This is a genomic window from Neisseria sp., from assembly GCF_030527965.1.
Classification (GTDB): Bacteria; Pseudomonadota; Gammaproteobacteria; order Burkholderiales; family Neisseriaceae; genus Neisseria.
In genome coordinates this window covers 127,063-145,366 of record NZ_JAUMZU010000002.1, presented here as the reverse complement: position 1 = coordinate 145,366, position 18,304 = coordinate 127,063, and the positions used below count along the sequence as shown (strand labels likewise).

22 protein-coding genes and 1 riboswitch are annotated in these 18,304 nt (G+C 52.6%); of the genes, 10 read left to right on the top strand and 12 right to left on the bottom strand.

The annotated features are described in order from the left end of the window. The first annotated feature begins 2 nt into the window (after positions 1–2). The gene (locus Q4A84_RS01775; RefSeq protein ID WP_303087207.1) at positions 3–512 is read left to right on the top strand and encodes a Fur family transcriptional regulator; all 510 of its coding nucleotides are present in this window, start codon (positions 3–5) and stop codon (positions 510–512) included. Continuing rightward, positions 500–1,426: a GTP-binding protein gene (locus Q4A84_RS01770; protein WP_303087206.1), complete on the top strand. Its 927-nt coding sequence runs from the start codon at positions 500–502 to the stop codon at positions 1,424–1,426. Before Q4A84_RS01775 ends, Q4A84_RS01770 begins: the two co-directional genes overlap by 13 nt. A gap of 152 nt (positions 1,427–1,578) precedes the next feature. Here Q4A84_RS01770 and Q4A84_RS01765 read toward each other — a convergent pair whose 3' ends face one another. From Q4A84_RS01765 to Q4A84_RS01750, 4 genes are all read right to left on the bottom strand, one after another. Continuing rightward, positions 1,579–2,214 carry a hypothetical protein gene (locus Q4A84_RS01765; RefSeq protein ID WP_303087205.1) on the bottom strand — a complete coding sequence of 212 codons (636 nt, stop codon included), beginning with the start codon at positions 2,212–2,214 and terminating at the stop codon, positions 1,579–1,581. An 88-nt stretch (positions 2,215–2,302) separates the two neighbouring features. Further along, positions 2,303–3,505, bottom strand: a complete 1,203-nt coding sequence (gene trpB, locus Q4A84_RS01760) for a tryptophan synthase subunit beta (RefSeq protein ID WP_303087204.1) — start codon at positions 3,503–3,505, stop codon at positions 2,303–2,305. Positions 3,506–3,624: 119 nt separating this feature from the next. Continuing rightward, the gene (locus Q4A84_RS01755; protein WP_303087203.1) at positions 3,625–3,909 is read right to left on the bottom strand and encodes a hypothetical protein; all 285 of its coding nucleotides are present in this window, start codon (positions 3,907–3,909) and stop codon (positions 3,625–3,627) included. A 28-nt stretch (positions 3,910–3,937) separates the two neighbouring features. Further along, the gene (locus Q4A84_RS01750; RefSeq protein WP_303087202.1) at positions 3,938–4,570 is read right to left on the bottom strand and encodes a phosphoribosylanthranilate isomerase; all 633 of its coding nucleotides are present in this window, start codon (positions 4,568–4,570) and stop codon (positions 3,938–3,940) included. Positions 4,571–4,704: 134 nt separating this feature from the next. Here Q4A84_RS01750 and Q4A84_RS01745 point away from each other — a divergent pair, with 134 nt between their 5' ends. From Q4A84_RS01745 to nusB, 4 genes are all read left to right on the top strand, one after another. Further along, complete coding sequence (locus Q4A84_RS01745; protein ID WP_303087201.1) at positions 4,705–5,586, top strand: DMT family transporter; 882 nt, start codon at positions 4,705–4,707, stop codon at positions 5,584–5,586. 42 nt (positions 5,587–5,628) lie between these two features. Beyond that, on the top strand, positions 5,629–5,949 hold the full coding sequence (locus Q4A84_RS01740) for a DUF2185 domain-containing protein (RefSeq protein ID WP_303087200.1): 321 nt from the start codon (positions 5,629–5,631) through the stop codon (positions 5,947–5,949). An 88-nt stretch (positions 5,950–6,037) separates the two neighbouring features. Next, complete coding sequence (ribH, locus tag Q4A84_RS01735) at positions 6,038–6,505, top strand: 6,7-dimethyl-8-ribityllumazine synthase (protein WP_303087249.1); 468 nt, start codon at positions 6,038–6,040, stop codon at positions 6,503–6,505. 16 nt (positions 6,506–6,521) lie between these two features. Then, positions 6,522–6,947: a transcription antitermination factor NusB gene (nusB, locus tag Q4A84_RS01730; protein ID WP_303087199.1), complete on the top strand. Its 426-nt coding sequence runs from the start codon at positions 6,522–6,524 to the stop codon at positions 6,945–6,947. A gap of 78 nt (positions 6,948–7,025) precedes the next feature. Here nusB and msrAB read toward each other — a convergent pair whose 3' ends face one another. Further along, positions 7,026–8,606 (bottom strand): bifunctional peptide-methionine (S)-S-oxide reductase MsrA/peptide-methionine (R)-S-oxide reductase MsrB, encoded by a 1,581-nt coding sequence (msrAB, locus tag Q4A84_RS01725; protein WP_303087198.1) that lies wholly within the window; start codon positions 8,604–8,606, stop codon positions 7,026–7,028. 83 nt (positions 8,607–8,689) lie between these two features. Beyond that, the gene (locus Q4A84_RS01720) at positions 8,690–9,556 is read right to left on the bottom strand and encodes an ATP-binding protein (RefSeq protein ID WP_303087197.1); all 867 of its coding nucleotides are present in this window, start codon (positions 9,554–9,556) and stop codon (positions 8,690–8,692) included. Positions 9,557–9,784: 228 nt separating this feature from the next. Here Q4A84_RS01720 and Q4A84_RS01715 point away from each other — a divergent pair, with 228 nt between their 5' ends. After that, entirely contained in the window at positions 9,785–10,588 is an 804-nt protein-coding gene (locus tag Q4A84_RS01715; RefSeq protein ID WP_303087196.1) for an OmpA family protein, read from the top strand. A 138-nt stretch (positions 10,589–10,726) separates the two neighbouring features. On the opposite strand, the gene Q4A84_RS01710 is transcribed toward Q4A84_RS01715, so the two are convergent. The 6 genes from Q4A84_RS01710 to lepA all read right to left on the bottom strand — a co-directional run bounded on the left by Q4A84_RS01710 (position 10,727) and on the right by lepA (position 15,815). Beyond that, entirely contained in the window at positions 10,727–11,359 is a 633-nt protein-coding gene (locus Q4A84_RS01710) for a 7-carboxy-7-deazaguanine synthase QueE (RefSeq protein ID WP_303087195.1), read from the bottom strand. After that, on the bottom strand, positions 11,356–11,727 hold the full coding sequence (locus tag Q4A84_RS01705; RefSeq protein WP_303087194.1) for a DUF1304 domain-containing protein: 372 nt from the start codon (positions 11,725–11,727) through the stop codon (positions 11,356–11,358). The genes Q4A84_RS01710 and Q4A84_RS01705 overlap by 4 nt, the downstream gene beginning before the upstream one ends. 38 nt (positions 11,728–11,765) lie before the next feature. Further along, entirely contained in the window at positions 11,766–12,185 is a 420-nt protein-coding gene (gene queD, locus Q4A84_RS01700; RefSeq protein WP_303087193.1) for a 6-carboxytetrahydropterin synthase QueD, read from the bottom strand. Between the two features lie 67 nt (positions 12,186–12,252). Next, positions 12,253–12,903 carry a 7-cyano-7-deazaguanine synthase QueC gene (queC, locus tag Q4A84_RS01695; RefSeq protein ID WP_303087192.1) on the bottom strand — a complete coding sequence of 217 codons (651 nt, stop codon included), beginning with the start codon at positions 12,901–12,903 and terminating at the stop codon, positions 12,253–12,255. 3 nt (positions 12,904–12,906) lie between these two features. Next, positions 12,907–12,952: riboswitch (PreQ1 riboswitch) on the bottom strand. 71 nt (positions 12,953–13,023) lie between these two features. Further along, a complete protein-coding gene (lepB, locus tag Q4A84_RS01690) occupies positions 13,024–14,019 on the bottom strand; it encodes a signal peptidase I (protein WP_303087191.1) in 996 nt (331 codons plus the stop codon). A 2-nt stretch (positions 14,020–14,021) separates the two neighbouring features. Beyond that, the gene (gene lepA, locus Q4A84_RS01685; RefSeq protein WP_303087190.1) at positions 14,022–15,815 is read right to left on the bottom strand and encodes a translation elongation factor 4; all 1,794 of its coding nucleotides are present in this window, start codon (positions 15,813–15,815) and stop codon (positions 14,022–14,024) included. Between the two features lie 223 nt (positions 15,816–16,038). On the opposite strand from lepA, the gene truB reads away from it, so the two are divergent. The 3 genes from truB (at position 16,039) to recX (ending at position 18,263) form a co-directional block, all read left to right on the top strand. Then, positions 16,039–16,962 (top strand): tRNA pseudouridine(55) synthase TruB, encoded by a 924-nt coding sequence (gene truB, locus Q4A84_RS01680; protein ID WP_303087189.1) that lies wholly within the window; start codon positions 16,039–16,041, stop codon positions 16,960–16,962. 63 nt (positions 16,963–17,025) lie between these two features. Then, the gene (locus Q4A84_RS01675; protein ID WP_303087188.1) at positions 17,026–17,742 is read left to right on the top strand and encodes a phosphoglycolate phosphatase; all 717 of its coding nucleotides are present in this window, start codon (positions 17,026–17,028) and stop codon (positions 17,740–17,742) included. A 68-nt stretch (positions 17,743–17,810) separates the two neighbouring features. Further along, complete coding sequence (recX, locus tag Q4A84_RS01670; RefSeq protein WP_303087187.1) at positions 17,811–18,263, top strand: recombination regulator RecX; 453 nt, start codon at positions 17,811–17,813, stop codon at positions 18,261–18,263. The last annotated feature ends 41 nt before the right edge of the window (positions 18,264–18,304 follow it).

The following is an 18,304-nucleotide window of genomic DNA, read 5'->3' as shown; positions in this document are numbered from 1 at the left end:
TAATGAAAGTCCACGCCAACCAAGCTTGCAGGAACTTCAGGATGAACCCAAAACAAACAATCCTTGAGCGCTGCCGTGAAAACGGCGCGCAAATTACCGCCCTGCGAGAACAAGTGCTCGACTTGGTTTTGCAGCAAAGCGGCGTCATCAAAGCCTATACCGTGTTATCGCTTATGCAGCAGCAAAGCGATAGCCCCGTTGCCCCACCCACCGCCTACCGGGCGCTCGATTTCTGGGTGGAACAAGGCATACTGCACAAAGTGGCCGCAGTCAACGGCTACGTTTTATGCAGCCATGCGCAACACGAATGCAACAGCCACTGCCATGAAGAGGAATCCAACGCCCACCATCACAGCGCGTTTATCCTCGTCTGCACAGAATGCGGTACGGTCGACGAACAAACCCTCAGCAAAGAATGGGCGGCACTGCAACAAGGCGTCGCCGCCAGCGGATTCCTGCTCAAAGAAGAGCATCTGGTCCTCACAGGAATATGCAAACAATGTCAAAAATAAAAAAAGCCAAAGTACACTTAATTTCCGGCTTTCTCGGAACCGGAAAAACCACTGCCTTAAAAAGCCTGATGGCGCAAAAAGACCCGGCCGAAAAATGGGTGATTCTGGTTAACGAATTCGGCGAAATCGGCATCGACGGCGCCGTATTGAGCGACAACGGTATTCCCGTAGCCGAGATTGCCGGCGGCTGCCTCTGCTGCATCGCCGGCCCCCAGATGGGCAACACCATCAACCGTATGATCAGCGGTAACAAACCCGACCGCATACTAATAGAAGCCAGCGGGCTCGCCCATGCCGCCAGCGTGATAGACGAGCTCAAAGCTTCGCCGTTCGACCAATTGCTCGACATCGGCGCCGTATTTACCATTGTCGATCCGCGCCAATTCATCGACCCCGATTATGCGCAGCAAGCCCTATATAAAGACCAAATCAGCGTATGCGACGTTTTGGTCGCCAGCAAAACCGATTTATGCACGCCCGAGCAAATGACCGCTTTTCGGGATCAAGCCGCCAAGCTCTTTCCGCCCAAAGCCCGCATAGCCGAAGTGGAAAACGCGCAAATGGACATAAGCTGGCTCGACACACCGGTTATCGAAAAGCCGCGCTACCGCCTCAAAGCCCTTCCCGACAACACCATGGGCTTTCAATCTCAAGGCTATACCTTCTCGGCCGAACGCGATTTTGACGGCGAAAAAATTACCCGTTTTTTCAACGAGCTGCCGCAAATCACCGAAGGATTGGTTCGAGCCAAAGGCATTTTTCGCGTTTTGGGCACATGGGTTTGGCTCAACTGGGTCGACGGGCACTGGGGCGCCAGCCAAGTTGCCTGGCGCCGCGACAGCCGTTTCGAACTGATAGCCAAATCGTTTGACGCCGATGCCATCGAAAAAACCTTAGCCGAAGCGCAGGAATAATGCCATTCTGCTCTTAACAACAAAAAATGCCTGTCTGAACATTTTTCAGACAGGCATTAAGCTTTCCTTGGCTACTCATTTCTAATCTAAGAGCAACCATTCGGCCACCCCAGAAACGCACCAACGGCATCACGAAAATAAAACCGCATCTATCAAACCAGGCGGACTTCTACCAAACGGTCGTCTTCCGCAAATTCCACCAGCATTTTACGCACCCGCCCCTGCCATAATTCTCGGAAACGGTTTAACTCTTCCTCATTGGCCTTGCCGCTTACCGCTAGCGGCAATAAGGCCTTCATTTCTTCCGGCCAAGGCACCGCTTCTTCATGCGCGGTAACTTCTACTGCCCGACCCGTATCGCGGCGACGCAACAACAACGTGCAATCGATAGGATTGTCGAAAGAGAGCAAATTACGTCGGGCAAACCGCCCCGCCGGCCCCATACCGCCAAAGCCGGTTTCGGTTGCGGCGCCGGTCAACAGCGTTGCCATCGACGCCACAACGCCGGTCGTTCCTTCCTCGCGCCCTTTTTTCACCAACACTTCGATTCCGCCGCGTTCCGGAATTTCGCTTCCGTATAAAGCCTTCAGACCGCGGATAACCATCAGATAAGCGCTGGCCACCGTCGGGCAGGAATGACCGGCCAGTTTTACGGCATCCTCATAACGGTAGGTCAACAAACCGCCTTGGGCGGCGCCCAGAAATTCGGCCAACGGATCACGCACTTGTAAAACAGGCGCTTGGTCGAAAAATTCGGGAAAAATCCGGGATGAATCAATCGTACTCATGGGATACTCCTCCAAAAATGGAACAACCTTTTCCGTTTGCCGAGCCGGCACGCAGCTTACCTTCAGCCGGCTGCACGGGCGAGGAATATTACAACTCAATCCCCTTTAATTTTGCTACGGTATTGATGTCTTTATCGCCGCGACCAGAAAGGTTGACCAGGATCACTTGGTCTTTGCCCATAGACGGCGCATTAGCCACCGCCCAAGCCAGCGCGTGGCTGGATTCGAGAGCCGGAATAATGCCTTCGTATTGGCATAGCAAATCAAAAGCCTGTAAGGCGGCATCGTCGTTAGCCACGGTATATTCAACGCGGCCGACGTCAGCCAGATGGCTGTGCTCCGGGCCGATGCCGGGGTAATCCAAACCGGCTGAAACCGAATGGGTGCTCAGCACTTGGCCGTTTTCATCCTGCATTAAATAACTGCGGAAGCCATGCAACACGCCTATAGGCGCCTTGCTGCTGATGGGTGCCGCATGTTGGGGCGTATCGATGCCCAAACCGCCTGCTTCCACTCCGATCAAGCGCACGTTTTCTTCGCTGATATAAGGATAAAACAAACCGATGGCGTTAGAACCGCCGCCGACGCATGCCACGGCAACATCGGGCTGGCGGCCTATCGCTTCAAGCATCTGCGCTTTGGCTTCGTTGCCAATCACGCATTGGAAATCGCGCACCATCTCAGGATACGGCGCAGGGCCGGCGGCAGTGCCGATGATGTAAAACGTATCGTCCACCCGGGCAACCCATTCGCGCATGGCTTCGTTCATCGCATCTTTCAGCGTGCGGCTGCCGCTGGCCACGCTCACCACATCGGCACCCAGCAACTTCATGCGAAACACATTGGGCGCCTGGCGCTGAATATCATCCGCACCCATATAAACATGGCATTCCATGCCGAACCGAGCGGCCACAGTTGCCGACGCCACGCCATGCTGACCGGCGCCGGTTTCGGCAATCACGCGCTTTTTACCCATGCGCTTGGCCAGCAGCGCTTGGCCGATGGTGTTGTTGATTTTATGCGCACCGGTGTGATTCAGGTCTTCGCGCTTCAACCAGATTTGCGCGCCGCCTAATTTTTCAGACAGGCGTTCGGCATGGTAAACGGGGCTGGGGCGGCCGACATAATGTTTTAAGTCTTGATGAAACGCTTCCCAGAAAGCAGGATCTTTTTTGGCTTCGTCATAGGCTGCCGCCAATTCTTGCAGGGCAGGAATCAAAGTTTCGGCCGCATACACGCCACCGTGTTCGCCGAAAAAACCTTGTTGATCGGGCGCTTGGTAATTTTTCATCGGATGTTCCTTTTAATTTGCTCGGAATGCATTTTTCAGACAGGCCACTTTTCTATGCCTGCCCGCTCAATTATGTTGGTTCCATTATATTTCAGACAGGCAATGCCTGTCTGAAAAGCTTAAAACGCGCTGCGGTAAAACACGAATTCATTTAACCGCACGGCGCCTTGTTCTCCTTGGCCGTTGATTTCCTGTATGCGCTCAAACGCATTTTGGAAACAAGCATATTCGTAATCGTGCAAGTCGCCCAATGCCTCAAACCAAGCTTCCTGCGACCATTGCGGCTTATTCTGCATGGCAGCCAGCAGGTGGCGGTAGAGCGGGTTTTTCGCCAGTTCTTCCAAATAATATTCACGGAATATGGCATCAATATGAGGTTGTTTTATTTTTCGGGTATCCGTCATTGATTTTCCTTTATCCGTGATTTTACGCTCATGCCTCGCCAGCCTCGGCCTGCCTGACTGCCGCCAGAAACGCGGCCATTTTCTCGGCAGACTTAATCCCCGGTGCGCTTTCCACACCGCTGGATACATCTACCGCGCGAGCGCCCGTTATGACCAAAGCCCGTCGGATATTCTCTGCATCCAAACCGCCCGACAGCACCCAGTTGCCCGTCAGATTGCTGGGCAGCATATTCCAATCAAAGCTATGACCCGTGCCGCCGTATTCACCCTCAATATGCGCGTCAAACAAAACCGCGCGCGCATCGGGATAATGATTGGCTGCGGCCAGCATATCGTCGGTTGAGCGTACGCGCACGGCTTTCAGATAAGGGCGGTCGAAGCGACGGCAGAATTCAGCCGTTTCATCGCCGTGAAACTGCAATATGTCGACCGGCACCTGCGCCAGAATACGGCGCACGGCACTTTCTGTTTCATTCACAAACAATGCCACCACGCTCACAAACGGCGGCAACGCGCGCACGATTGCCTGCGCCTGCGCCACATCAACATGGCGTTTGCTGCCTTCAAAAAAAACCAGCCCGATGGCATCAGCGCCCAACGCAGCGGCGGTTACCGCATCTTCGGGGCGGGTCAGCCCGCAGATTTTAGTACGGATGTTCATTCTTCCCTTTACAAAACATGGTCGCTTCGCCGCGCTTGAATGCCTGCTCAAACGCCTTTTCAGACAGGCATTGCGAAAGCACATTCTATCTGTATAATCATTTTTTTTCAAAAAATCACATACTTTAAGTTTCCATGAACGCGCAGAAATTTGCCGCACCCGGCCTGATTATCGGCTGCGTCGTGTTCGGTTTGGGCAGCATCATCGTCGCCACCGTACCGGTCGGTGCTTATGCGATTGCGTTCTGGCGTTTGTTTGTAGCCGCAGCCATTTTCTGGCTGCTGACCCGTTGGTCGGGGCAAAAATTCCCAAAATCCCAAAAAGCCATATGCTACGGTTTGGCAGCCGGCGCTTTTCTCGGGCTGGATTTGGCACTATGGCACGAAAGCATCTATGCCGTCGGGCCCGGCATCTCCACCTTGCTCAACAGCTTGCAGATTTTCTTTTTGGCCGCCATCGGCTTTTTCTGGTTCGGCGAAAAACAAAGCCGGCTGCAGATGCTCAGCCTTGCGCTGGCCATTACCGGCGTTGCCCTGATTGCCAGCCCCGAATTCAACCACAACCAAAACGCCGCGTGGGGATTTGTCAGCGGCATCGTTTCCGGCGCCATGCTGGCCTGCTCGATGGTTTATGTACGCAAAACACACGACGCGGAACCTGCGCCCATTTTCCCGCTGATGATGCTGATCAGCCTCGGCGGCATGGCTGCCGTGTGCCTGCCCGCCCTGTTTTTCAATGCCCATAATCTCTACCCCGCCACCCTGCGCGATATCGGGCTGATTCTGATTTACGGCGCCGTCATGCAGTGCTTCGCATGGGGCTTGATTGCCTACGCCGTGCCGCTGCTTTCGCTGGCCTTAACCGGCCTCTTACTGTTAAGCGAACCGGTGGCAGCATTGCTGATTGATTACTTTTTCCTCGGCAAACCGATTAACGGCCTGCAATGGGCCGGCGCCCTGCTGACCATGTTGGCGATTTATCTCGGTTCCCTCAAGCCGAAACCCCTAGAAGCATGATAAAATCGCGCTTTTCCCGCCAATATTAACCACCGCAAAAGCATGAACACATTCGCCAACGCCCTGACCGCCGCGCTTGGTCGCTGCATCGTCAGCAAAACCGTTACCGAAAATAACGAACCCGTCGGCTTTGCCTACCGCGAAACACCTGTATTCGAAAACGATAGCGGTTGGCGCTTTTTCAGCGGCGAAGAATCCGACGAATACACCGGCAATCCCGAAAATTTCGCCATACACACGCTCAACGACATCACTTCCCTCAACCCCGCCTTGCTGCCCTTGTTGCAAGAAGCCGAAGGTGCATGGGAAATCGATGACAGCGGCAATTTCATTCCCGTTGCCGACTGGCAACCTATCGAATAACCCTATTCAGACAGGCATTCCACATTTTTATGCCTGTCTGAATACATCATTCCAATACTATTTATTGATTATCAACGAAAGCATTCCCATGAATATCATCGAACCGAACCTCAACGGCCAAGACCTGCGCATCGGCATTGTGCAAGCGCGCTTTACCAACGAAGTGGGCAGCGCTATGGTTGACGTGGCCGTTAAAAAACTGCAAGACTTGGGCGTATCGCCGGACAACATCACCGTTGCCACCGTGCCCGGCGCTTTAGAAGTGCCGATTGTTTTGATGAATCTGGCCAGCTCGCAACGCTTTGACGCACTGATTGCCATCGGCGCCATTATCCGCGGCGAAACCTATCATTTCGAGCTAGTCGCTAACGAATCCGGCGCTGCCGTAACCCGCGTCGGTTTGGATTACAACATCCCGATTGCCAACGCCATCCTGACCACCGAAAACGACGAGCAGGCACACGCGCGCATCGTCGAAAAAGCCACCGACGCCGCTATCGTTGCCGTAGAATGCGGCAATCTGGTCAACCGGCTTTTATCCGAACAAGAAGACTAACCCAGAAGGAAACCGCATGAAAACCCCACGCCGCCGTGCTCGCGAATTCGTGGTACAAGCCCTGTATCAAGCCGCGCTCAACCAAACCGACGCGCCCGAAACCGCCCGAAACATCCGCGAAACCTCAGATTTCACCAAAGCCGACGACGCCTTGTTTACCGCCGTTTTTTTTGGTGCTTTTGGCAAACAAGGCGAATATCTGCAAATCATCCGCCCTCTGCTTGACCGCGATGAAAAAGACGTCAACCCCGTTGAGCTCGCCGTTTTGCTGATGGCCTGCTACGAGCTGGCGGAAATGCCCGAAACGCCCTACCCCGTGGTTATCAACGAAGCCATCGAAGTGACCAAAACCTTCGGCGGCACCGACAGCCACAAATTCATCAACGGCATTCTCGACAAACTCGCCGCCCAACTGCGCCCGAATGATCCGAAACGTAACTAAAACTAAAACCGGTTGGCAAACAGAAAGCCTGTCTGAATATTTTCAGACAGGCTTTGTTGTGTCGCCTATGATTTCGACTTATTTCACCAGATGTTTCAAATTGCCGTAACCCTCTGCGTCCATTTTTTCCAACGGTACGAAGCGCAGGCTGGCGCCGTTGATGCAATAGCGCAAACCGCCTTTGTCGCTCGGGCCGTCGGGGAACACATGGCCCAAATGGGAATTGGCTGCGCGGCTGCGTACTTCAACGCGGTGCATGTTATAGCTGTTGTCATCGTGGTTGGTTACCGCTTTCGGATCAATCGGGCGGGTGAAGCTCGGCCAGCCGCAACCGGAATTATATTTGTCGGCAGAGCTGAACAAAGGTTCGCCGCTAACCACGTCTACATAAATGCCGGGTTTGAACAAATGGTCGTATTCATGGCTGAAAGCATATTCGGTGCCGCTTTCTTGAGTAACGCGATATTGCTCGTCTGTCAGGCGGCTGCGCAGCTCGCTGTCGGAAGGCTTGCGGTAGCTGTCGGCATCAAACTTTTTAACTGCGCTGCTTTTGCCCGGCAGAGGTTCGTCGGCTTTATGGATGTCGATATGGCAATAGCCGTTCGGATTTTTAATCAGATAATCCTGATGGTATTCTTCCGCTTCGTAAAATTGCGACAACGGCAGATTTTCCACCACTATCGGCTGTTGGTATTTTTTCTGCTCGGCAGCTAATGAAGCGCTAATGGTTTTGCGCTCTGCTTCATCGGTGTAATAGATACCGGTGCGGTATTGTGTACCGCGGTCGTTGCCCTGTTGGTTCAAACTGGTAGGATCCACCACGCGGAAATAATATTGCAGAATATCGGCCAAGCTCAGTTTGTCTGAATCGTAAACCACTTTTACGGTTTCGGCATGGCCGCTGTTGCGGTGCGACACATCTTCATAAGAGGGTTTCTCGGTTTTGCCGTTGGCATAACCGGAAACTGCGTCAACCACGCCGGGAATACGCTGGAAGTAAGCCTCCAAGCCCCAGAAACAACCGCCTGCAAGATAAATGGTTTTCGTGTGCATCGGTACAGACTCCTTATGCTTTTCAGATTTATAAAAAGTGTCTTGCAACTTACCTAAATCCGCTTCAGGATTGTCTAACAAGGCAAGCGCTTGTTTTTCATTCAACCCGCCTTTTACAATGCGGCTGACATCGCCTTTTTTATCCAATAAAACCCAAGAAGGGTAAACGCCGATGTTCAGCGTTTTGGCTATCTGCCCGCCGGCATCGGTCAGCACGGGCAGAGCGGGATAATTCAAACCTTTATACCATGTTTCAAAATCGCCGGCGGCTTTTTCGCCGAGAAAACCGGGCGATGCCACCGTAACCAGATTAGCGTTTTTGAAATGACCGCTTTTTACCCATTCTTCGGTCGGCTGAAGTTCAGACAAGCAAAGCGGACACCAGCTCGCCCAGAATTTTACCAAGGTAGGTTTGTCTTTTTTCAGATAATCCGTAGCCGGTTTGCCTGCCGGATCGTGCAATTTTGCCAGCGCGGCAGCCACATCTTTTGCCGGATTGCCTCCGTCTGCATCTGCGCGCGGCAGATAGGTCAGCGCCAACCAACCTGCCGCCACAACCGCACCCAAGAGCGCCACTATTTTTAAATTTTTCAAACTTGCAGCCATTTCCAAGCTCCTTTAAAAAAACGTATGGATGCTTAGACGATTGAGTTCGCCAATTCTTACAAAAATATTTTGGTACAACCGATTTAATCTACAACCCGCTGTTCCGGCAGACGGCCCGCCCAGTCGCACGCAAACTGCCATGCCGTGCGGCCGGAGCGGCTGCCGCGGGTTTGTGCCCACAATAATGCGGCATGACGAGCCGTTTCATCCAGCGGCAGGCAATATTCATCCAGCCAGTTGGCCACAGCCTGCAGATATTCTTCCTGATCAAACGGATAAAAGCTCAGCCACAACCCGAAACGGTCGGATAACGACACCTTCTCCTCAACCGCTTCTTTCGGGTGGATTTCGCCGCGATGGCTGGTGCCGCCTAGGTTTTCATCCATGTATTCGGGCATAAGGTGGCGGCGGTTTGAGGTGGCATAAACCAAAACATTGTCGCAACGCAGCGACAAGCCGCCGTCTAATGCAGTTTTCAGGGCTTTATAGCCTTCTTCGCCGTCTTCAAACGACAAATCGTCGCAAAACACAATAAATTTCTCGCTACGCTTTTGCAACATCGCCAACAACGCAGGCAAGGTTGCCAGATCGCTTTTGTCCACTTCAATCAGGCGCAGCCCGTGTTCCGCATATTCATGCAGCAATGCTTTAACCAGCGAAGATTTACCCGTGCCGCGCGCACCGGTCATCAACACATTATTCGCCGGCCGACCCGCTAAAAACTGCTCGGTATTGCGCACCAACCGTTCGGTTTGCGTGCCAACTGCGGCAAGACGGCTCAAAGGAAAAGTGTGCGGGCGTGGCAAGCACTCAAGCACGCCCTTCTTGCCGATGCTCTGCCAACGATAGGCCAGCGCGTGCCAATCTGGCTCTTTCGCTTCGGGAGGCAAAACGGCATCCAAGCGGTTCAACACCGAGGCCGCTTGTTTTAAAAATGTTTTGAGCTTCAAGGCATCATCCTTTCAGACAGGCATAATCAGGCTAATCGATACCGCAGCCGCCGGCAACGCTATTGCGTTTACATAGGCCTTTCGTTTTCAGGTATCATACGGATATAAGAAAGAATTTTACACAAACCGGAGCATTATTGACACAAGGTTGATAAAAACTTCGGCATCACACGGGCAACGCATTACCCTTTATTATCGACGCAATCAATCTCTTTCAGGAGCCTGACGATGAATACAAGAGCACTCGCCCTTTCCGCTTCTTTGCTTTTACTTGCCGCTTGCGAGCATACTTACGTTAAAGCCTTCAATCGCGACACGCCTCAAGCATGGGAATATGTGCCAATCAAATATCAAGCGCCGCAGCCGGTTGTGCAGCCCAAACCGCAGGAACTGAAAAAATTCACCCTAGACGCCGCTTCTCTGTTCGATTTCAATAAAGCCGACATTTCGGTAAAAGGCACGGCGCAAACCCAAAGCATCGCCGGAGAGATCAGCAACAACCTGCCTTATGTACGCGGCATCGATGTCGTCGGCTATACCGACCCGACCGGCAACGACGAAGCCAACCGTGCCCTTTCTCTTGCCCGTGCCAGAGCGGTAGCGCAGGTGCTTGAAAGCAGCGGCGTACCCGCCAAACTGATTAAAACCGAAGGCGCAGGCAGCAGCAAACTGCTGGTAGACGATTGCACCGAGCGCTTTGCTAAAAACAAGGCCGAACGCAACGAATGCAACAAACCCAACCGCAGGGTTGAAATTTCCGTTATCGGTATTGCCCGCCAAGCCGGTGTTCCCGTTATGATTGACAGCAAACGCTATCAACCTGAACCACCCAAATCACAACAAGTGCAAACCGTTACCCGACCCGATGGCTTGGTCGAACGCATTGAACCCGCCGCACAACCTCAAATACCGGTACACGTCAACGCCCCGCAGGGTAGCGCCGCAACACCGCGATTGGAAGCCGGCCAAACCCGCGTACGTGACAACGGCTGGGTTGAAACGGTTACCAGCTCACGACCGGTCAACCCTTAAACGCCCAATAAAAAGCCTGTCTGAAAATCTTTTCAGACAGGCTTTTTCTATTACAACCGCTATTCCAAGCCGAAAACGCAGCCTTGTGCATAACAAACCGTTTAGCGCCTCAACATATCTGCCGCTCAACCGACAAAATCATTCGATACCGGCCCATTTGTGCGTTTGCACGCTCAATTGCCAATGCACGGGCGCATCGGAGCGGTCGTTTAACTGGCCAATCTGGCGGATGGTTTCATAAATATTCATCACGCCATTTTGCTCGCAAGGCGAAAGGTAATAATGGTCGGCGCGGATTTTACGCTCCATTTGCGCGCAAAAAGCCAATATATCGCCGTCGGCCACGATGCGCACCTCGTCTGCTTCGGCGATGCACTGCTTTTCATATTTCGCCGCATAGCAGGCCTTCGGACTGGTCGCCACATAATCGATCTGCGGCGGCGCAGGATTAAGGCCGTTGGTTTCCATGCAGAGGCGATAGCCTGCCGCTTTGAGCGAATCGAGCAAAATCGCCAGATGAGGCTGAATGGTCGGCTCGCCCCCCGTGATAATAATATTACGGGAGGCATAGTTTTTCAGACAGGCATGAATATCATGCAAACTCATTAATTTGAAAGTCAGATAATCGGTATCGCACCAAGAGCAGGCAAGGTTGCATTTGCCCAAGCGGATGAATACGGCCGGCATGCCGGTATTCCAGCCTTCGCCTTGCAAACTTTCAAAAATCTCAACAATGCGGTATTCCGGGTTTTCCGGGCGGATTTCCTTCATTTTGCACCCCACGCGAAAGCCAGTGCCAAAGCGGCAGGCAAACCTTGTTTCAACAAAATACCTTTATTGGAAGTCAAAGCGCCCCACACTGCGGCAGTCAGCACAAAACAGAGAAACAGCATGGTGGCGCCGGTTTTCGCATCGTCCGGCGCAAAAAACTGCGCCCATACGATGCCCGCCGCCAGAAAGCCGTTATACAGGCCCTGATTGCTAAACATAACCTGCACGCGTTTTTGCTGCATGAATTCATCGGGCAGCCCGAAAATTCGGGCTGCCTGCGCGCTGGGAATCCGAAACATTTCCAGATACATGATGTAAATATGCTCGGCGGCCACGAGTAAAGCCAAAATGGTGGATAAAGTTTGCATAATCTTCCGTTTTTCAGACAGGCATTATTGGCCGCCGTTCAACCTTCATACTCGGCGCACGATTCGGGCGTTTCCCATAATTTAATGCGGCACACGTCCAATCCGCCCTCGCGCAAACGCCGATAAATTTCAACCGCCATATTCTCAGCAGTAGTTCGTGCATCAAGGCGCAGCGTTTTCATTTTCCAGCCTTCGAGCAACGCGGCAATCTGGCATTCTCTCGGATTGGCACCATGATAGAGGAAAGCATGGTCAAAAGGTTCGGTAACCGTTTGCCTTACGATGCTTTTCAAATCGGTAAAGTCCATAACCATACCGGCTTTCGCACCTTCTTCAATCAGGCTGCCGCTCACGGTAACCTCCAGCCGGTAAGTGTGGCCGTGCAAATTCTGGCATTTGCCGTCGTGCCCATCAAGCATATGAGATGAGTCAAAAGTAAATATTTTGGTGATTTTCATGGTTTGTATCGGTTCGAGCCGGCAGACGAATTATGCTGCCGGATGGTTGATGGTAATTGAGCAAGGGTTATTTCGCCGATAAATACTCCGCCAGTCCGCGTTCGCGCAACACACAGCTGGGGCACTCGCCGCAACCGCCTGCCACGCCTTTGTAGCAGGTGTGGGTATGCTCGCGGATATAGTCCAAACGGCCCATTTCATCGGAAAGCGCCCACGTTTGCGCTTTCGTAAGATACATGAGCGGCGTATGGATTTGAAAAGGGTAATCCATTGCCAAATTCAGGGTCACGTTCATCGATTTGATGAACACGTCGCGACAGTCGGGGTAGCCGGAAAAATCGGTTTCGCACACGCCGGTGATGATGTGTTTGATATGGCGGCTTTTGGCATAAATGGCGGCATAAAGCAAAAACAAAGCGTTACGCCCGTCGACAAAAGTATTGGGAATGCCGTTGCTGCCGGCGCGAATTTGCGCCTCATCGTCCATCAAGGCATTATGGGTGATTTGCTGCATCAGGCTCAAATCGAGCACGGTTTGGGGAACGTTTAAATCATTGGCAATCCAAGCCGCGCGTTCCAATTCAATGGCATGGCGCTGACCATAGTGAAAGGTAATGGCTTCGACATTACCTGCGCCGTATTGCTCGATTGCCTGCAACAGGCAGGTGGTGGAATCTTGGCCGCCGGAAAAAATGACCAAAGCTTTTTCATTTTGCATAAGAATTTCCTAGTTTTGTTGTCGCGGGAGGATTTCGAACCGCGCCGGAAGGCCGATATTATACACAAATGCCTGTCTGAAAAATTTCAGACAGGCATTTTATTTGTAAATCCCACAAACCTATTTGATGGCGGTTCCCACACGGGAAAAGTCATTAAAATTAAGCCAGATAAGAAAAGCCTTGCCTACCAGCAGGCGATCATCGACAAAGCCCCAGTAGCGTGAATCCTCACTCGCATCACGATTATCGCCCATCATGAAATACTTGCCTTCCGGCACGGTGCAGCGAAACCACGAGCCATCGCGCGAATACTCGCAGCTGCCGCCATTAGCCACGCCGGCGCGCACATAATTGGGCGAAAACGCCGGTACGCCGTTAATGCGCAACACATCATATTGCCGGCCATTCAGGCTTTCTTTATATTGGTCGGCCTGCATTTCCTGCAAACCGGAAGGCGTAGTTTCCTGATAGTTATACAATCCGTCCGGCTGGTCGACCACTTTCTCGCCATTCACAAATAACGTTTTATTGCGGTATTCGACCACATCGCCCGGCAGGCCGATGGCACGTTTAATGTAATTGATATCGGGTTTTTCAGGATAATTGAACACCACAACATCACCGCGCTCCACTTGGCCGGTAGGAAACAGCACACTGTTGAGCACCGGCACGCGGATGCCGTAAGACGATTTTTTCACTAAAATAAAATCGCCTACCACCAAGCCCGGACGCATCGAGCTGGAAGGAATCTGAAACGGCTCAACGATAAACGTGCGCAACACGAACACCACAAAAATAATCGGAAAAAAGCCGCTCATATAATCGCGGAAATGATTGTCGTCGTGTCTTTTCTCCGCCACTTCCGGCACCCATTTCGAATGATATTTGTGCCAGCCCCAAACTGCGCCGGTAAACAAAACAAAAATCAACAGCACGGCAGTAAAACTCATCACGGCGGAAAGCAGCCCGAACACGCCGACCATCATAAGCAGATAACCCCATTGCAGGCCGTTGCTCCATTCGCCGCTGCCGTTTCGTTCTTTATTGCTGGCCGCATACAATACGCCGCCGGCAACCAGCGCCAGCACGGCCATAACCATCCATTGGTTTAACATGGTTATTTATCTCCCACTTGTAAAATTGCCAAAAACGCACTTTGCGGAATTTCCACATTACCCACCTGCTTCATTCTGCGTTTACCGGCTTTTTGTTTTTCCAACAATTTTTTCTTACGCGTAATATCGCCACCATAACATTTGGCCAACACGTTTTTGCGCAACGCTTTAACATTCTCGCGTGCGATAATTTGGCTGCCAATGGCCGCCTGCACCGCAATATCAAACATCTGGCGCGGAATCAACTCGCGCATTTTCGCCGCCAGCTCGCGCCCGCGGTGTACCGCGCTTTGACGGTGCACAATCAGGCTCAAAGCATCCACTTTTTCGCCGTTGACCATAATATCCAGCTTAATCAAATCGGAAGGCTGGAATTCTTTAAATTCGTAATCAAGCGAAGCATAACCGCGAGAGGTGGATTTGAGCTTATCGAAGAAATCCATCACTACTTCGTTCATCGGCAAATCATAAGTCAGCATTACCTGCCGACCCATGTATTGCATGTTGACCTGCACGCCCCTTTTCTGGTTGCACAGCGTCATCACATTGCCCACATATTCCTGCGGCACCAAAATGGTAGCGGTAATAATCGGCTCGAGTATGGTTTCGATGCTGCCGATATCCGGCAATTTGGAAGGGTTTTCCACTTCCATTTTTTCGCCGTTTTTCATGATAACTTCATATACCACCGTCGGCGCAGTGGTAATCAAGTCCATATCGAATTCGCGCTCCAAGCGCTCCTGCACAATCTCCAGATGCAGCAAGCCCAAGAAACCGCAACGGAAACCGAAACCCAACGCTTGCGATACTTCGGGTTCGAATTTCAACGACGCATCATTTAATTGCAGCTTTTCCAGCGCATCGCGCAAGGCTTCGTAATCATGGCTTTCCACCGGATACAGCCCGGCAAACACCTGCGATTGAACTTCTTGGAAACCCGGCAGCGGCTCGGCGGCCGGATTGGCCGCCAAAGTAACCGTATCGCCCACTTTAGCCGAGCCCAATTCTTTAATGCCGGTAATCAGAAAACCCACTTCCCCTGCCGACAATTCCGGTTTCTGCACCGACTTGGGCGTAAACACACCCAGCTGCTCCACCTGCGTTTCGGCTTTCGTGCTCATAAACAGCACTTTGTCTTTTAATTTCAGACAGCCCTGCTTCACACGAATCAGCATTACCACGCCAACATAATTATCAAACCAAGAATCGATAATCATGGCTTGCAACGGCGCAGCCGCATCGCCTTGCGGTGCCGGAATTTTAGCCACGATTTCTTCCAGCACATCTTCGATGCCCAGGCCGCTTTTGGCCGAACACTGCACCGCACCTACCGCATCAATTCCGATGATGTCTTCGATTTCCTGCGAAACACGCTCAGGTTCGGCAGCGGGCAAGTCGATTTTATTCAGCACCGGCACCACTTCTACGCCCAGATCAATCGCGGTGTAGCAGTTGGCCACCGTCTGCGCTTCCACGCCCTGCGAGGCGTCCACCACCAGCAGCGCGCCTTCGCAGGCTGAGAGCGAACGCGAAACTTCGTAAGAAAAATCGACGTGCCCGGGCGTGTCGATTAGGTTTAAAAGATAGGTTTGCCCGTCGCGTGCTTTGTAGTTCAGCGCAGCAGTTTGCGCCTTGATGGTAATGCCGCGTTCTTTTTCAATGTCCATCGAATCGAGCACCTGTGTGCTCATCTCACGCATTTCCAAACCGCCGCAATATTGGATAAAGCGGTCGGCCAAAGTGGATTTGCCGTGGTCGATGTGGGCGATAATAGAGAAATTCCGAATATTTTTCATATTTATCATAATGGAGCGGTTGAAATGCCTGCCTGAAAAAAGATTCAGACAGGCTTTTGGTATTAAAACCAAATAGCTGCGTATTCTAACCTAAAAAACGGCAAAACGCCTGAAAACTTTATCCATAATGCCTGTCTGAAAACGTTTGCCGCCGGCCGGATTCAGTATGGTATCGGGCGGTTTAACGCTATAATCCGTCTTCCTTTCCAAAAACACCCGCCCTATGAACCACTCTAAAAACAAACGCAAGCTCAACGGCGTATTGCTGCTCGACAAACCCGCCGGCCTCTCCAGCAATACCGCACTGCAAAAAGCCCGCCGCCTGTTCAACGCCGCCAAAGCAGGCCATACCGGCGTGCTCGACCCATTGGCCACCGGCTTGCTGCCGATTTGTTTCGGCGAAGCAACCAAGTTCGCCCAATACCTACTGGACGCCGACAAAGCCTACACCGCCACGCTCAAACTCGGCGAAGCCACCACCACGGGCGATGCCGAAGGCGAAATCATCGCGTCCTCCGCCGAAGCCGTCGGCCTTGCCGATTTTGAGGCCGCCTGTGCCGCACTAACCGGCCGCCAGCGCCAAGTGCCGCCGATGTTTTCCGCCCTCAAACACGAAGGCCGCCCGCTCTACGAATACGCCCGCAAAGGCATCACTATCGAACGCAAGCCGCGTGAAATTACCATTCATTCCATCGAAATCACCGCATTCAATCCGCCGCAAGCCGTAATTAACGTAAGCTGCAGCAAAGGCACCTACATCCGCACTTTAAGCGAAGACATCGCCAAACACTGCGCCACCTTCGCCCATCTAACCGCATTGCGCCGCACCCGAACCGCCGGTTTCGACATCAGCCAAACACATACCCTCGAAACGCTGGAGGCGCTCGCAGAAACCGAACGCGACGCCCTGCTGCTGCCTTGCGACGTGCTGGTGCAGCACCTGCCGCAAATTCATTTGAGCAATGCCGACATCCGCCTGCTGCGTTTCGGCCAGCAACCCGCCTATCATAAGCAAAACGAGCTGCCCGAAGCCACACCCGTTCGTGTTTACAGTCTGCAAAACGAGTTTATCGGCCTGATTGAATACCGCCCCCAACATGCCTGTCTGAAAAGCATCCGGCTGATGGATACCGGCAAAGAAGGCTGAAACGGCCGCGTGCAAAAAAATGCTACAATAAACGCTCCTCCAACCACCTTAACCCGTTGCCAAATGACCCAACAAACCACCTTGTCTCACGTACAAGCTGTCGCCTTCGATTTAGACGGCACCCTCTGCGATTCCGTTGCCGACTTGGCCGCTGCCGCCAACGCCACGCGCCGCCACATGGGCTTGCCCGAATTGCCGGAAAAAACTGTGGAAAGCTACGTGGGCGACGGCATTGCCAAATTGGTGCACCGCGTGCTGACCGACAGCCGCGAAGAGTCGGCCTCGCAAGAAAAATGGGAAACCGCCTTTACCTTTTTCATTACCTATTATCGCGACCACCTCAGCGTTTTTACCCGCGCCTATCCCGGCACCGAAACCGGCTTGGGTCTGCTCAAATCATTAGGCATTCCGCTGGCCGTCATTACCAACAAAAACGAATTGCTGGCCACCGAATTACTCAAACAACTCGGTTTGGCCGATTATTTCAGCCTGATTCTCGGCGGCGACAGCCTGTCTGAAAAAAAACCCAGCCCCCTGCCGTTGCAACACACCGCCGAAGTATTGGGCATCAGCGTTGAAAACATGCTGATGGTCGGCGATTCCCATAACGACATTTTGGCGGCAAAAGCCGCAGGCTGCCTTTCGGTCGGCGTCAGCTTCGGCTACGGCGATATGACTGCCTTGTCGAAAAATCAGGCTACCCGTCCCGATTGGATAATCGGTTCGCTGCCCGAAATTTACGAGCATTTGCGGCTGCAAAAACCGCAAGACGACGCATAAAAATCTCGATGCCTGTCTGAACCTGTTTTCAGACAGGCATCGCCCTTTACGCCCCTGACCCGCAAACCATGAAAACGCCGAAATCCCTGCGCGCCCGCGCACTTGATATCCTCGCCCGCCGTGAAGTCAGCCGCAGCGAGCTCAAGCGCAAATTGGCGCCTTATGCCGAAAGCGAAGAAGAAGTCGAACGCGTGTTGGCAGAATTTGCCGAGCGCAACTGGCAATCCGACCAGCGTTTCACCGAAGCCTTCATCCACAGCAAAAGCCGCCGCTACGGCACTTTGCGTCTGAAACACGCCTTAGCAGAAAAAGGCATCGACCCGGAAACTGCCCGCGCATCGCTGCCGAGCCAAACGCAAGAATGCGCAACCGCACAAGCCGTGCTGCTCAAAAAATTCAAACGGCCCGCGGCCGACTTATCCGAAAAACAAAAACAAATGCGCTTCCTCGCCTACCGCGGTTTCGATATGGATACCATCAACCGCGCCATGAAAACCGCTTGGCAGAAAGAAGAAAATTAAAATGCCTGTCTGAAAATATTCAGACAGGCATCAAAATCAGA